14 protein-coding genes are annotated in these 14,689 nt (G+C 47.7%); 12 read left to right on the plus strand and 2 right to left on the minus strand.

Going from position 1 to position 14,689, the window contains the following annotated elements:
* Window positions 1-44: 44 nt before the first annotated feature.
* The 7 genes from cmk to FIU82_RS07000 all read left to right on the plus strand — a co-directional run bounded on the left by cmk (window position 45) and on the right by FIU82_RS07000 (window position 5,434).
* Entirely contained in the window at window positions 45-761 is a 717-nt protein-coding gene (cmk, locus tag FIU82_RS06970) for a (d)CMP kinase (RefSeq protein WP_045978732.1), read from the plus strand.
* A gap of 95 nt (window positions 762-856) precedes the next feature.
* The gene (gene rpsA, locus FIU82_RS06975; protein WP_152440684.1) at window positions 857-2,524 is read left to right on the plus strand and encodes a 30S ribosomal protein S1; all 1,668 of its coding nucleotides are present in this window, start codon (window positions 857-859) and stop codon (window positions 2,522-2,524) included.
* A gap of 61 nt (window positions 2,525-2,585) precedes the next feature.
* Window positions 2,586-2,873, plus strand: a complete 288-nt coding sequence (gene ihfB / locus FIU82_RS06980) for an integration host factor subunit beta (protein ID WP_022943837.1) — start codon at window positions 2,586-2,588, stop codon at window positions 2,871-2,873.
* Between the two features lie 21 nt (window positions 2,874-2,894).
* Window positions 2,895-3,191: a lipopolysaccharide assembly protein LapA domain-containing protein gene (locus FIU82_RS06985; RefSeq protein WP_045978733.1), complete on the plus strand. Its 297-nt coding sequence runs from the start codon at window positions 2,895-2,897 to the stop codon at window positions 3,189-3,191.
* A 2-nt stretch (window positions 3,192-3,193) separates the two neighbouring features.
* Complete coding sequence (gene lapB, locus FIU82_RS06990) at window positions 3,194-4,330, plus strand: lipopolysaccharide assembly protein LapB (RefSeq protein ID WP_152440685.1); 1,137 nt, start codon at window positions 3,194-3,196, stop codon at window positions 4,328-4,330.
* An 11-nt stretch (window positions 4,331-4,341) separates the two neighbouring features.
* Window positions 4,342-5,049 carry an orotidine-5'-phosphate decarboxylase gene (pyrF, locus tag FIU82_RS06995; RefSeq protein WP_152440686.1) on the plus strand — a complete coding sequence of 236 codons (708 nt, stop codon included), beginning with the start codon at window positions 4,342-4,344 and terminating at the stop codon, window positions 5,047-5,049.
* A gap of 1 nt (window position 5,050) precedes the next feature.
* Window positions 5,051-5,434: a hypothetical protein gene (locus FIU82_RS07000; protein WP_138508399.1), complete on the plus strand. Its 384-nt coding sequence runs from the start codon at window positions 5,051-5,053 to the stop codon at window positions 5,432-5,434.
* Between the two features lie 18 nt (window positions 5,435-5,452).
* On the opposite strand, the gene FIU82_RS07005 is transcribed toward FIU82_RS07000, so the two are convergent.
* Both FIU82_RS07005 and FIU82_RS07010 read right to left on the minus strand, forming a co-directional pair.
* Window positions 5,453-6,292, minus strand: coding sequence for a S1 RNA-binding domain-containing protein (locus FIU82_RS07005; protein WP_045978735.1), 840 nt, complete (start codon window positions 6,290-6,292; stop codon window positions 5,453-5,455).
* On the minus strand, window positions 6,292-7,641 hold the full coding sequence (locus tag FIU82_RS07010; protein ID WP_152440687.1) for a DEAD/DEAH box helicase: 1,350 nt from the start codon (window positions 7,639-7,641) through the stop codon (window positions 6,292-6,294). Before FIU82_RS07010 ends, FIU82_RS07005 begins: the two co-directional genes overlap by 1 nt.
* A gap of 165 nt (window positions 7,642-7,806) precedes the next feature.
* Between FIU82_RS07010 and FIU82_RS07015 the strand changes: the two genes are divergently transcribed.
* The 5 genes from FIU82_RS07015 to FIU82_RS07035 all read left to right on the plus strand — a co-directional run bounded on the left by FIU82_RS07015 (window position 7,807) and on the right by FIU82_RS07035 (window position 14,689).
* Window positions 7,807-8,793, plus strand: a complete 987-nt coding sequence (locus tag FIU82_RS07015; RefSeq protein WP_022943844.1) for a rhodanese-related sulfurtransferase — start codon at window positions 7,807-7,809, stop codon at window positions 8,791-8,793.
* Window positions 8,794-8,851: 58 nt separating this feature from the next.
* The gene (locus tag FIU82_RS07020) at window positions 8,852-9,082 is read left to right on the plus strand and encodes a DUF6500 family protein (protein ID WP_026110955.1); all 231 of its coding nucleotides are present in this window, start codon (window positions 8,852-8,854) and stop codon (window positions 9,080-9,082) included.
* Window positions 9,083-9,208: 126 nt separating this feature from the next.
* The gene (locus tag FIU82_RS07025; protein WP_152440688.1) at window positions 9,209-10,279 is read left to right on the plus strand and encodes an endonuclease/exonuclease/phosphatase family protein; all 1,071 of its coding nucleotides are present in this window, start codon (window positions 9,209-9,211) and stop codon (window positions 10,277-10,279) included.
* Window positions 10,280-10,582: 303 nt separating this feature from the next.
* Window positions 10,583-11,599 (plus strand): efflux RND transporter periplasmic adaptor subunit, encoded by a 1,017-nt coding sequence (locus FIU82_RS07030; protein WP_022943847.1) that lies wholly within the window; start codon window positions 10,583-10,585, stop codon window positions 11,597-11,599.
* 3 nt (window positions 11,600-11,602) lie between these two features.
* Window positions 11,603-14,689 carry an efflux RND transporter permease subunit gene (locus FIU82_RS07035; RefSeq protein ID WP_152440689.1) on the plus strand — a complete coding sequence of 1,029 codons (3,087 nt, stop codon included), beginning with the start codon at window positions 11,603-11,605 and terminating at the stop codon, window positions 14,687-14,689.

Below are 14,689 nucleotides of genomic sequence, written 5' to 3' on the forward strand. Positions count from 1 at the left end.
AATACCGCCGATTTTAATGTTTGCTGTGCATGCAGGAGGTTTGAATGCAGGCATCAATGCCGGTGATCACCATTGATGGGCCAAGTGGCTCAGGCAAGGGTACGGTGTGTCGCTTACTTGCACAAAAATTAGGCTGGGACGTGCTTGATAGTGGTGCAATTTACCGGGTGTTAGCGCTCGCCGCGTTACACCACCAAATAGCCCTAGATAGCGAAGAGGCCCTTGTTCCTCTGGCGGCGAATTTAGATGTGCAATTCGAATTTGATAACGAGACCGACTCGAGCAAGATTATCCTTGAGGGTGAAGAAGTCACCCATGGCATTCGCAACGAAGAAGTCGGCGCTGCGGCGTCTAAAGTTGCCGCGCTGCCGCGTGTACGCGAAGCATTACTGCGCCGTCAACGCGCATTTCGCAGCGAAAACGGCTTAATCGCCGATGGCAGAGATATGGGCACGGTGGTATTCCCCGATGCCGAGGTGAAGATTTACCTCACTGCCAGTGCCGAAGAGCGCGCCGAGCGCCGTTTTAAAGAGTTGAAGGAGCGTGGCCTGGATGTTACACTAGGTGGTCTACTCGAGGACATTAAAGCACGTGACGAACGTGATATGAATCGCAGCGTGGCACCCCTTGTGCCAGCGGATGATGCTATCACTGTTGATACAACGCAGCTCAATGCCGAACAGGTGTTCGCTCAGGTTAATAAGATCCTAGAAGATGCGGTCTTAGCCGGCAAACTCCCGCATACGAGTATAAAAGACTAATTTATTTCACATTGGCAGGATGCTGATGTTTTACTAATAACCCCGCTGAGCAGTGACGCGATGTGGAGAATTTAACTTATAGAGACGTATTAAGTATGTCAGAAAATTTTGCGCAGTTATTTGAAGAAAGCCTACAGGATTTTGAAGCTCAACAGGGCTCAATCGTAAAAGGTACCGTAATCTCTATCGAGAACAACATCGTTCTTGTAGACGCTGGCCTAAAGTCAGAAAGTGCCATTCCTGCAGAGCAGTTCAAAAATACTGCTGGTGAACTAGAAGTTGCCGTTGGTGACGAAGTAGATGTAGCACTAGACGCTATCGAAGACGGCTTCGGTGAAACTATTCTTTCTCGTGAAAAAGCGAAGCGCCACGAAGCGTGGATTCGCCTTGAAAAAGCGTGTGAAGAAAACGAAACAGTTACTGGTGTTATCAATGGCAAGGTTAAAGGCGGCTTCACTGTTGAAGTAGATTCAATCCGTGCCTTCCTACCTGGTTCACTTGTTGATGTTCGTCCAGTACGTGACACCACTCACCTTGAAGGTAAAGAGCTAGAGTTCAAAGTAATCAAGCTTGACCAGAAACGCAACAACGTTGTTGTTTCACGTCGTGCTGTTATTGAGTCTGAAAACTCAGCTGAACGTGAAGAGCTACTTGCTAACCTTGTTGAAGGTCAAGAAGTTAAAGGTATCGTTAAGAACCTTACCGATTACGGTGCGTTCGTAGATCTAGGTGGTGTAGACGGTCTACTACACATCACTGACATGGCGTGGAAGCGTGTTAAGCACCCTTCAGAAATCGTAAATGTTGGCGACGAAATCAACGTTAAAGTACTTAAGTTCGACAAAGAGAAAACACGTGTTTCTCTAGGTCTTAAGCAGCTTGGCGAAGATCCATGGCAAGAAATTGCTAACCGTTACCCAGAAGGCGCTAAGCTAACTGGTCGTGTAACTAACCTAACTGACTACGGTTGCTTCGTTGAAATCGAAGAAGGCGTAGAAGGTCTAGTACACGTTTCTGAGATGGATTGGACTAACAAGAACATCCACCCATCTAAAGTGGTATCACTAGGTGATACTGTTGAAGTAATGGTACTAGAGATCGACGAAGAGCGTCGTCGTATTTCTCTAGGTCTTAAGCAGTGTAAAGCGAACCCTTGGCAGGAATTTGCGCGTCTTAACAACAAAGGCGACCAAGTTACTGGTAAGATCAAGTCAATCACTGACTTCGGTATCTTCATCGGTCTTGAAGGCGGCATCGACGGTCTTGTACACCTATCTGATATTTCTTGGAACACGCCTGGCGAAGAAGCTGTACGTGAATACAAGAAAGGTGACGAGATCACAGCTATCGTTCTTCAAGTTGACCCAGAGCGTGAGCGTATCTCTCTAGGCGTTAAGCAAATCGAAGCGGATCCTTTCAATAACTACCTAGACGCAAACAAAAAAGGTGCTATTGTTAAAGGTAAAGTGACAGCTGTTGATGCTAAAGGTGCAACAGTTGAGCTTGTTGAAGGCGTTGAAGGTTACATCCGTGTAGCAGACATCGCTCAAGAGCGTGTAGAAGATGCAACTGCAGTTGCTTCTGAAGGCGACGAAATCGAAGCGAAGTTTGTTGGCGTAGATCGTAAGAACCGCGCTATCAGCCTTTCTGTAAAAGCGATTTACGAAGCTGAAGAGAAAGAAGCGCTTGAGAAACTGAAGGCAGATGAGCCTCAGTTCGAAAACGCTATGGCTGCTGCATTTAAAAATGCACAAAAAGACTAAGCTTTAGTCGAGTCTAGGAAGGGCGCAAGCCCTTCCTTTTGTAAGCACTTGAGGAAACATTATGACCAAGTCAGAGTTAATAGAACAGCTTGCAGAACAACACTCACACATCCAAGCTCGTGATGTTGAAAATGCCGTAAAAGAAATTCTAGAACAGATGGCCGGCTCGCTCTCTAGCGCCGAGCGCATCGAAATTCGCGGCTTTGGTAGCTTTTCCCTTCATTACCGTGCACCACGTACAGGCCGAAATCCAAAAACCGGAGAAACCGTTGAGCTAGACGGTAAATATGTCCCTCATTTTAAACCAGGCAAAGAATTGCGCGATCGCGTTAACGAGAGCATACAATAATAACAACGGAGTCGTTACCGAGTGAAGGTTGTAAAAATCGTTCTTTTTGTACTGTGTGTTTTTATTGCCTTCGTATTGGGTTCGCAAAATCCACAGTCTGTTCAAGTAAATTATCTTATTGCTAGCGCTCAATTACCACTTGCTGCCCTCATCAGCGTGTGTTTTGTTATTGGCCTATTAGTCGGTTGTTTTGTAAGTTTCCGTGTGTTTTCCAAGTTAAAGTGGCAAAACTACCGCTTGCAGCGACGCAATACCAAGCTAGCCCGTGATTCCAACAATGACATAGGCCCTGAGCCTGCCACTGAAAAAGACGGTTAGCCATGCTTGAACTGTTGTTTTTACTCTTGCCTGTAGCTGCGGGCTACGGCTGGATAATGGGTAAAAACAGTGCCAAAAACCAAGCCCATCAACATAATCGTAAAATCACCGCCGAATACAGTAAAGGCCTTAAGTACCTACTTGATAGGGAAGAGGATCAAGGCCTTGAACACCTTATTCAATTACTCGAGGTCTCTGCGGACTCGGTTGAGCATTACTTGACCTTGGCGGCATTATTTCGCAAACGCGGCGAGCTTGACCGCGCCATCAAGATTCATGAATTATTACTTGAACACCCTAACTTAAATCAAGATCAGCTCACTGAAAGTCGCTTAGAGTTAGCACAGGACTATATCTTGGCTGGATTACTTGATAGCGCAGAAGAGCACCTACTTATCCTTGTTAAAGGGAAGCGTCAGCAGGCCATTGAACCGCTGATCACCTTATACTCACAAACGCGAGAGTGGCAAAAAGGCGTTGAGTTATACCAGCGTCATGCCCATTTATTCATTCACAGCCAACAACGTATTGCGATTGCGAATTTTTACTGTGAGGCAGCCCTTAACAGTCAGCAAACAGAGTTGATGTCACAAGCCTTAGGAGTAGGCGAGCCGAGTATTCGCCCCTTACATGAACTGGGGTTACAGGCTTATCAACGGGAAGACTATGTGCAAGCAATTCACTATTGGCGTGACTTAGTCACTCAATTTACCCGCTGCTCACCGTTAGTGATTGATAAGCTAGCCAACGCCTATCGTCATTTGAATTTACAGCAACAGTTCGAGCAATTGTTGAGTGAGCTGGTAGAGCAAGGCGGTGTCCTTCTTAAAATTCATTATTGCCAGCATTTATTAACACGAGGCGAAAACCAAGCGGCTATGGAGTTTCTCACCAAAAGCTTGAAGAAACAGCCGAATATCCGTGGCTTTCGTTTTCTGTTACAATTATTGGCTGGTCAAAATGCCCAACTTGATGAGGCATTAAACCCCATAGATAAACTGATCCAATCATATATAGACACCAAGGCAGACTATCAATGTCAGCATTGTGGTTTTGAAAGCCATAGCCATTACTGGTTATGTCCTTCATGTCGACACTGGGAGTCTATACAGCCAAGCCGTGGGCTTGATGGTTTTTAAACAGGAAAAAAATGAGCTCTGTTGATTCTAAAAAAGTATTGATCGCCTTAGATTATGACGACCAAGACAAAGCCTTAGCTTTTGTAAAGCAATTATCACCTAGCACTTGCCGCTTAAAGGTAGGCAAAGAAATGTTTACGTTGTTTGGTCCCGATTTTGTCAAACAATTGGTGGATTTGGGCTTCGATGTATTTCTCGATTTGAAATTCCATGATATTCCTAACACTGTTGCTAAAGCGGTGACTGCGGCTGCAAAATTAGGGGTATGGATGGTTAATGTTCATGCCAGTGGCGGTGTGACAATGATGGAAAAGGCGAAAGCAGCATTGACTCCTTTCGGCGACAAAGCGCCGTTACTGATTGCGGTAACCGTCCTTACCAGTATGGATGAAATACAATTAAAACAATTAGGTATTGATAAATCCCCACAAGAACAAGTATTGTATCTAGCCAAGCTTGCACAGCAGGCTGGTCTTGATGGTGTAGTTTGTTCAGCGCAAGAAGCGCAGTTATTAAAATCACAGTTGGGGTCAGAGTTTACACTCGTGACACCGGGGATCCGCCCAGCAGGAAGCGATGCCGGGGACCAAAAACGTATAATGACACCAGAGCGAGCCGTCGCGAGCGGCAGCGACTATCTGGTTATTGGTCGTCCAATCACGCAAGCTGCTGATCCAGTTGCGGTATTAACTGAGATTAATGAGAGTCTAGGAGACTAAGGTGAAATACATTCTGCTGATAGCCCTCATCGTGGCCGCAGGTTACTATTATCATCGCCAGAGCACCGCAGAAAGTAATGCGCGCGCACTGGCGCTGTTGATTGAGCAGGTAGAATACCAAGATGTGGATCTATTTGCTCTGAAAGAGGCACTGGCAAAACGTGTCTATGCAATTTGTGCCAATAATGAAGCAATGCTGTTGGAATCTGGGCGTTCAGTGGGTAATTGTATGGAAGGCCATGATATTAAACGTGTCGAGTGTGAAGGGCGTATCTTTCGGCTTGCTCCATTGAGTATTAGTAACCGCTCAGAGTTGCTTGATTATTCTAAGCGTTATGTACGCTGCGCACTGCCTTACGATGACCTTCATTATCAATCCTACTAATCTACGCAAAAACGCGACCTAAGGTCGCGTTTTTAATGTGATTCGTGTGGCCTCGATATCAATAAGTTGATCTTTAAACAGACCACCAATAGCCTTTTTAAAGTTCGCTTTTGAGGTGCCAAACTGGCGCTTTATGGCCTCCGGCGCAGACTTATCTCCAAGCGGCAACACGCCACCACCGTCTTTTAACGCTTGCAGTATTTGCTCTTTAAGCGGGTCTAGCTTTGCTATTCCTTGCTTTTCTAAGACAATATCAAGTTTGTCATCTTCGCGGCACTGTAAGACGAACGCGTTAAGCTGTTGACCAACGTACAGCGGGCGATGTACGCGATTATGAAAAATAAGTCCCCAATGGCTATCATCGACAATCACTTTGTAGCCTAAGTCGGTTTTAGCAGCCACCATGATGTCAACGGCATCGTTGAGCTGGTAACGAGGCTTTGCGTGACCGACAAATTTATTGAGGTTACTGGATGCACAAATACGTTTGGAGGCATTGTCCAGGTAGAGCTTTACTAAATAACTATTTCCCTCTCGCATTCGGGGCTTTTGTTCGTTAAAGGGTACCAACAAGTCTTTATCCAGACCCCAATCTAAAAAGGCGCCGGTTTTGTTGACTTGTTTAACTTGTAAAAAAGCAAAATCGCCCACTTGCGCTAATGGTTTTTTTCGAGTTGCGGTGGCGTGGCCCATACTATCTAAATAGACAAATACGCCTAAGCTATCACCTTGTTGTAAATCATCGGGCAGCTCAGAGGCCGGTAAAAAGACTTCACCGAGTTCGGTGCTTCGCAAATACGCGCCTTCGCCTGCGACTTCCTCAACAAACAGCGTTTGCCATTGACCTAATTCACTCATTATTCGCTCTCTGTGTCGTTATTTTTTTTAGGCTTGCGTTTTACGCCCATGCTGTTCGGGTCAAACGGTGCGGGTTGCGCCACTTTTACTTGCATGGATTTACTTTTCTTGCGCTTAGCAAGAGGTTTTTTAGATGTTGCTGGCTTAGTTTTATCCTGGGGCTTTTTCTTTGTATTCGCTGGCGGCTTTGGACGAGTAAAGCCTTTAAACTTGCCGACTAGCCCCTCAACTTCACTGAACGGCAAAGGACGGCGCATAAATTGGTTTATCGCCAGGTAACTTTGCCAATCTTTCGGCCCCACCAATGAAATGGCATGACCTTTAAAGCCCGCGCGGCCAGTACGACCAATACGGTGAATGTATTCTTCCGCATGTTTTGGCAAGTCAAAATTGATTACATGGGTGACGTTAAGCAAATCGAGGCCCCGTGACGCTACGTCGGTGGTAACCAACACTTGGTATAGCCCACGGCTAAAGGCGTCCATAATATCCAGCCGTTTGCTTTGCGCCAGCGTGCCCGCGAGAGCGACGGCCTTAAAACCTTGCGCCGTGAGCTTGTTACACAAGCGCTCGGTATCATCTCGTGTGGCGGTAAAAATAATACACTGACCAACATTCTCTTGGGCAATAAAGTGATCGAGCAGGGCCTCTTTATGGTCGAGGTGATCCGCCAAATACAGATGCTGTGAGATATCGCTATGCTCATCTGTGGCGGCACTAATGGTCACGCCCTTAGGGTTGCGTAATAGGTTACGCGAGAGCGCACCGACCTGAGCGTGCTCCAAAGTAGCTGAAAACAAAAGGCTTTGGCGCAGACGATGATCTGCGGCCGCATTGATACGCTCAACTTGCTCGGTAAAACCGAGGTCAAGGATGCGGTCGGCCTCATCAAAAATGAGCAATTCCAGGCCGCCTAATTGTAATGAGCGGCCATCAAGGTGGTCGGCAATTCGCCCTGGCGTGCCAATCACAAAATGTGGATTCTTGCGCAGCGCCTTAACTTGGTCGTTAAAGTTCTCACCGCCAATCACTTTTGTTCCCGACAGTGCCGTTCCGGCTATCAGTAAACGTAGCTGTGAGTATACTTGTGACGCTAACTCGCGAGTCGGGGTGACAATTACTACACGGGGGTCGCGCTTTGATAGGGCCCGCTGCTTCATAACCCGTTGTACTGCAGGCAACAAGAAGGCAAGTGTCTTACCTGACCCGGTTTTTGATTGCGCAAATAAGTCATGGCCAGCGAGTGCCAAGGGTATGGCCTGCGCTTGGATATCGGTGGGCGTGGTAATACCTTGATGCGTTAGTTGCCCACACAGTCGAGAATCGATACCCAAATCACTAAATTGCAAATTAACTCTCCAAAATTACAGTTTATCCACCGCTATTATAACGTAATGAGACAGTTCACTGGCAGTGAATTTTGCGTTTTTCACCACAATCAGTAAAATACGCCGACCATTGCGCCGGATTTACGATTCGGTTTCGTTTTAAAAGCACTGAAGGTAACAGTTACTATGTCTGATCAATACGTCGTGTGCGCGCTGTATAAGTTTGTTGCGCTGCCTGATTTCGAACAACTTCGCCAACCTCTTTTAGATGTCATGCTTGCTAATGACGTACGTGGTACGTTACTGCTTGCCAAAGAGGGTATCAATGGTACGGTCGCGGGTAAACGCGAAGGGATTGATGCCTTACTTGGATGGCTTGATAAGCAACCTAACCTCGCTAATATCGTTACCAAAGAGTCTTTTGACGATGAATGTCCTTTCTACCGCACCAAAGTGAAGCTGAAAAAAGAAATAGTCACCATGGGTGTTGAAGGTATCGACCCACGAGAAGTGGTGGGCACCTATGTGAAACCAAAGGATTGGAACGCGTTGATAAGCGACCCTGAGGTGGTGTTGGTGGATACCCGTAACGATTACGAGATAGAAATTGGTACCTTTAAAAATGCCGTTGATCCGCAAACAAAGACGTTCCGCGAATTTCCAAATTGGGCGGAGCAAAACCTTGACCCTAAAAAGCACAAAAAAGTAGCCATGTTCTGTACTGGCGGTATTCGCTGCGAAAAATCCACAGCTTATATGAAAGAGCAGGGGTTTGAAGAGGTCTACCACCTTGAGGGCGGTATTCTTAAGTACTTAGAAGAAGTGCCTAAGGAAGAAACCATGTGGGAAGGTGAGTGCTTTGTATTCGACAACCGTGTTGCTGTGGATCATGACCTAAACAAGGGTCAATACGACCAATGTCATGCCTGTCGTATGCCTATTACCGAAGACGATAAGCAAAAGCCGCAGTACATGCAGGGTGTGTCTTGTCATCACTGTCATGACAGTTTGAGCGAAGAGCAGCGCCAACGTTTTGCAGAGCGCCAAAAGCAAATCGACTTGGCGAAGCAGCGTGGTGAGGGTCATATTGGCCATGAGGCCCAAGAAATGTTACAAAAGCGCAAAGAGCAAAAGCAAAAGCTCAAAGAACAGCAACGCGCTGCTAGCAAATAATTAGCCACCGAAAAGGAAGTGTTGAACACTTCCTTTTTCGTTTTAAAGAGCAAGGATGATGAGAGCGACACTACGCAGCACGATGATAGCTAAATGCGAGCAACAAATAGCGCGTAAAGGGGAGCAGGTAGGGTTATCTTTCTACGCTTTTTTCAAAAATAAAAATGATGATCCAGAGCTGCTGATGGAGGCGGCTACTTGGTGGATTCACACCCATCGGCTCGATCATTTTGAAAAAGCACATAAAGTAAAGAGCCTATTAATCAATGAGCAGTCTTTATCGTTGTGACGACTACAACGACCTACCTATCACCATCAACTGTATATAACGCACTTTTTTTTCATAAGCTTATGTGCTTTTATAAAAAGCTGTGCAGGGCGCAAAGCCGAATTAAAACAATTAGAAGGAAAGGCCATGTTTGAGGCGCTTGGGGTAGTCACTTTGTTTCTCGTTTTAGCGACCTGTTTACCCCTATTACCTATCGGTCATTGGAGTGTTCGGGGTTTTGATTTCCCGCGTTTACAGTTTGCGGCCATCGCGACTCTTTTACTAATACTGCAAGCATACTTTCTTTCTTTTGCAAGCATTGCATCCTGGCTCATGGTCACTGCGACGCTCGGTTGCTTGCTATGGCAATTATGGTGGGTGTTACCGTATACGCCAGTGTGGCGTAAAGAAGTGCATAGTTGTCAGAGCCAAGATAGTGACAACAGCCTAAGTATTTTGGTTTCTAACGTGCTCATGACCAACCGCAATAGCAAAGCTCTGCTTGCGCTTATTCATGAACATAACCCCGACGTGGTGATCACTTTGGAGTCTGACCAATGGTGGCAAGACCAACTGGATGTGTTGTTAGCGCAAAGACCGCACAGTATAAAGTGTCCGTTGGATAACCTCTATGGTATACATGTTTATTCGCGCTTAGCCATAGAAAACAGTGAAATACGTTATTTAGTCGAGGATGATGTGCCATCTATTCATGGCGACTTGGTACTGCGCTCAGGGAATATAGTGCGGGTGCATTTCCTTCATCCAGCGCCACCGAGTCCCACTGAAAATAGCCATTCTACTCCCCGTGATGCTGAATTATTGGTGGTGGCTCGACGTGTAGCTGAGCAATCGATACCGACGCTTATAACCGGCGACCTAAACGATGTCGCTTGGTCGCGTACTACACGGTTATTTAGAAAAGTCAGTGGCCTTTTAGACCCGCGTATAGGTCGAGGGTTATTTAATACCTTTCATGCTGATTACCCCTTGGTGCGCTGGCCGTTGGATCACTTATTTCACTCTCGCCATTTCACCTTAAATGAGATTCGGCCACTGCCTAATATTGGCTCAGATCATTTCCCATTGTACGCTTCACTTACTTTCTCTCCGCAGCAGGGTCGCCAGCAACAGGGAATAAACGCAGATGCACAAGATAAGCAACAAGCGCAAGAAATAGCGGCGCAAAAGCCAGTGACAAAAGAGGACGTGCTTTGAGCTAAGTTATTGGCTCAAAGTAGCGCCTATTTCAGCATCCACTTGGCGTTGAGCCTAACAACCATCCCTTGATTATCCACAAAGTAAAGATATGCAAAGTCAGCATGAGTCCGCAGCTATGTGTGATTAAATAACGCTATGTATTGTATTTCCCAAAAAAGGGAAGCGATTAGTCGCATTACAGTGGTCACTGATCGAGCTTAGCGTCAAGGCTGATCACAGAGCTGTTACACTACGTACACAGAGTATTAATTTAAAGCGGCCAATGGTTGTGGCCAACAACAATAATGAAGGTGGAGTTCCTTGAAGCAGGTATTTTGTGCATTAATTTGTAGTTTCATAGTATCTAGCAATGCGCTGGCCGCTGAGGGCAAGCGTGTGGTCGTCAATGCCGTGAGCCAAGAGCGAGCACAGCAGCAAGTTCAGGCGGTCGGCAGTACGGAGGCGATTCGCTCGGTCGTGCTTTACCCAGCAGTGGGGGATCGCGTCACCGGTGTGTATTTTCAGCCTGGGGATGAAGTGCAGGCTGGCGACTTGCTATTGGAGCTTGATTCACGCTTGCAAAGCGCGGCGCTTCAAGAAGCGCAAATACAATTAGCCGATGCAGAGCGAACATTAAAACGCTTAGAAGACAGCTTCGCTAAAGGCGCTATCCCTAAAAGCGAACGTGACGATGCGCTGACGCAGCGAGACTTAGCCAAAGTGGCGCTGCAAGTGGCAAAAGCAGAGTTGCAAGACCGTCAAGTGCGTGCTCCTTTCAGTGGTGTAATGGGGCTGACCGACGTGGAAGTTGGCGATCGCATCACCGAGCAAACCGCGATTGCGAGTATTGATGATATCAGTGCGTTGTACATCAACTTTAAAGCCCCAGAAGCGGCTGTGCCTATGCTGCGCGGTGGTGCCAGTGTCACCGTAGTGCCTTGGCACACGCAAAAACAGCTCAGTGCCGATATCGCTTATATGGACTCGCGAATCGATGCGCAAAACCGCACTATTCGTGTCAAAGCAAAAATAGCCAATGATAATGAACAGTTTATCCCGGGCATGGGTTTTCGTGTCAATCTAAACATGCAAGGGCAGGCTTATTCGGTTGTCCCAGAAGCCGCTCTCTTATGGGGGGCAACGGGCCCGTATGTGTGGAAAAGCGTCGATAACAAAGCCACTCGCGTTGATGTAAAAATAGCACAACGGTTATCCGGGCGTTTGCTTGTAAGCGGTGATTTAAATGCCGGTGATTACCTCATAGTCGAAGGGGTACAAAGCTTACGACCTCAGCAAAGTGTGCGCTTTGAGCAACCCGCATTGGCACGCAAGGAGTAAGTGATGAGCGAGCAAACATCTGCCCATATCCAAGACTTGCCGTCGATGGCGATTCGCCGGCCGGTCCTCATTGTGGTACTCAACTTACTCATTATTATTGCCGGCATTGCCGCTATTGCAGGCGTTGAAGTGCGTGAGCTACCCGATGTCGACCGCCCTCGTATTACTGTGTCAGCGTCTTTCCCTGGTGGCTCTCCGGAAACGGTCGATACGGAAGTGACGAGCAAGCTTGAGGGCGCGGTAGCCCGCGTAAGCGGCGTAAAGTCGATTCGCGCGCAAAGTGAGGAAGGGAGTTCTCGTATCGTGGTCGAGTTTCGCCCAGGTGTGAACCTCGATGATGCCGCCAACGAAACGCGAGAATCGGTGGCACGGGTTCAACGCGAACTCCCAGAAGAGGTCGAGCGTGTCTCAATAATCAAAGCCGATAATGACGCCGAGGCGGTGGTGTCATTGACGGTCAGCAGTGAGGCGTTGTCACTGGAAGCGCTAACGGAGCGAGTTGAGACTGATTTAGCACCGCAATTTCTGACCATTCCCGGTGTCGCTGATGTACGCCTCAATGGCGATCGAGAGCGGGTGCTGCGAGTGCGTATCGACCCACTTAAACTGAGCAGCTTTAACCTGACTGTCCCCGATGTTGCTGATGCCCTGCGCCAAGCGCCCTTTGATGTGCCGGCGGGGAGTTTAAAATCGAATGATCAGCAATTAATCGTGCGCGCCGACGCCACCTCGGTCACGGCCGAGCAAGTGGGGGATATTATCGTCGGCGATGATACCCGCATTGCCGATATCGCAGCGGTCTATTTTGGCCCGGCCGATCCACGCTCCATGGTGCGCTTGGATGGCCAGCCTGTAATAGGCATGGAAGTGATCCGCCAAGCCCAGTCTAATACCATCGAAATTTCTGATGAAGTGTTATCGCTATTAACTCAAATGCGTGAGCGTTTCCCTGATATGACTTTCACGCTGACCTCAGATGATGCTCAGTTTATCCGCAGCTCAGTGGATGAGGTGTTAAATTCTTTGGTGCTCACCGTCATTTTGGTGGTCATTACCTTATGGGTGTTTATTGGCTCATGGCGTGCCACCTTAGTTCCGGCCTTCGCCATTCCTGTGGCGCTGGTGGGGTCGTTAGCGCTGATTTGGGCACTGGGCTTTTCTATTAATATTTTGACCTTGCTGGCCTTGGTATTAGCAACCGGGTTGATAGTCGATGATGCCATTGTTGTCAGTGAAAATATTCAGCGCCAACGAAGCTTAGGCCTTGGGCGTCGTGCGGCTGCTGTAGTGGGAACGCGCGAGGTGTTCTTTGCGGTGGTGGCGACAACTGCCGTGTTAGCCGCTGTTTTCGTACCCATCGCATTTTTACCCTCTACCGCAGGAAAATTATTTCGTGAATTTGGTGGTGTATTAGCTGGGGCAGTAATTATATCCAGCTTTGTGGCGTTGTCCTTAGTGCCTGCTTTGACATCGAAACTAAAACTGAAAAGCGGCGGCAAACATGTGTTTGGTAAAGTAGGGCATGCGCTGGCGAACGTTTACAAGTGGTGTATTCACAAAGTACTGAACCATGCTTGGCTTACGTTAATTGCCTGTGCTTTGGTGGCTGTGGCGTCGGGGGCACTTTATTCGCAATTAGAAAATGAGCTTTTACCGAGTGAAGACAGAGGTAAAATCCGTATTTTTGCTCGTGGACCTGATGGCGTCGGTCTCAACTTTATGGACCGCCAAGCCAAGGAAATGGAAGACATTCTGTTGCCCTATGTCGAAAGTGGCGAAATAGAATCTATCTATACCGTGGTTGGGCAGTGGGATCCGAATATTACTTTTATCACTGTGCCATTAAAGCATTGGGATGAGCGTCATTTTAGCCAACAGGAAATTATTAACAAAATTCGCGGGCCATTAGGCGATATACCCGGCGCACCTGCGCGCGCATTTGGTTCTAATAGTTTGAATTTGCGCGGTCAAGGGGGTGGGGTCGAGCTGGCATTATTGGGCCAAGATTATGAGCAAATTTTTATTGCTGCCCAACAATTCGCCGCTGAGGTGGAAAAGGCTATCCCACAAGTGGCGCCAGTACGCATTTCTTATCAGCCGTCGCAGCCGCAGCTGAGAGTTAATATCGATCGCCGTCGTGCACAAGAGCTGGGTGTTGATCTAAGTGACATTGCCATCACCTTACGCGCAGCCATCAATGGCGACGACGTGGCGGATTTAAACGTCGGTGACCAATCTATCCCGATTATGCTGCAAGCACAAAATCGTACTATCAATTCTCCTAGCGACCTAGCAAACCTGTATGTTGGCGCCAGTAATGGTCAATTGGTGCCGTTGAGCTCTGTTGCTAATATCAGCGAAGAAGGGGTGGCTGCAGAGCTGGAGCGCCATGCGCAGCGCCGCGCCATAGAAATGGATATGGAGTTGCCACCGGAAATGCCAATGGCGCAGCTTGTAGAGCAGCTGCGAGATTTATCGCAGCAGCATTTGCCCAGTGGCATCACTTTGGCATTCAAAGGCGAGGCATTGACCTTTGAAGAAACGGCCAATGAAGTACTGATGACCTATGTATTGGCCTTTGTCATTGTGTTACTGGTACTGGCAGCGCAATTCGAAAGTGTTAACAGTGCTGTGGTGGTGATGATCACAGTGCCTTTCGGTATCACGTCGGCGATTTTAGCACTGTATCTAACCGGTACATCGCTGAATATCTATTCGCAGATTGGTTTAGTGATGCTGATTGGCTTGATTGCTAAAAACGCAATCTTGTTGGTGGAATTTGCCGACCAACTGCGTGACCGGGGACACCCTGTGCGAGAGGCGGTTGAGCGCGCTGCGCTGGTGCGTTTACGTCCCATTGCGATGACCTTAGTGTCCACCTTATTGGGAGCTTTACCGCTGATTTTATCCACCGGTGCAGGGGCGGAAGCACGCAACGCCATAGGTTGGGTGGTCTTCGGCGGTTTGGCATTAGCGGTGCTGTTTACTTTATTCCTCACTCCGGTGATTTACTTAGGACTGGCGCGTTTCACCTCGCCACGAGGTGATGAAAGCAAACAACTAGCGCAGGAATTAGAACAAGCGCATTAA

Origin of the sequence: Pseudoalteromonas sp. THAF3 (assembly GCF_009363775.1) — a bacterium.
GTDB lineage: Bacteria > Pseudomonadota > Gammaproteobacteria > Enterobacterales > Alteromonadaceae > Pseudoalteromonas > Pseudoalteromonas ruthenica.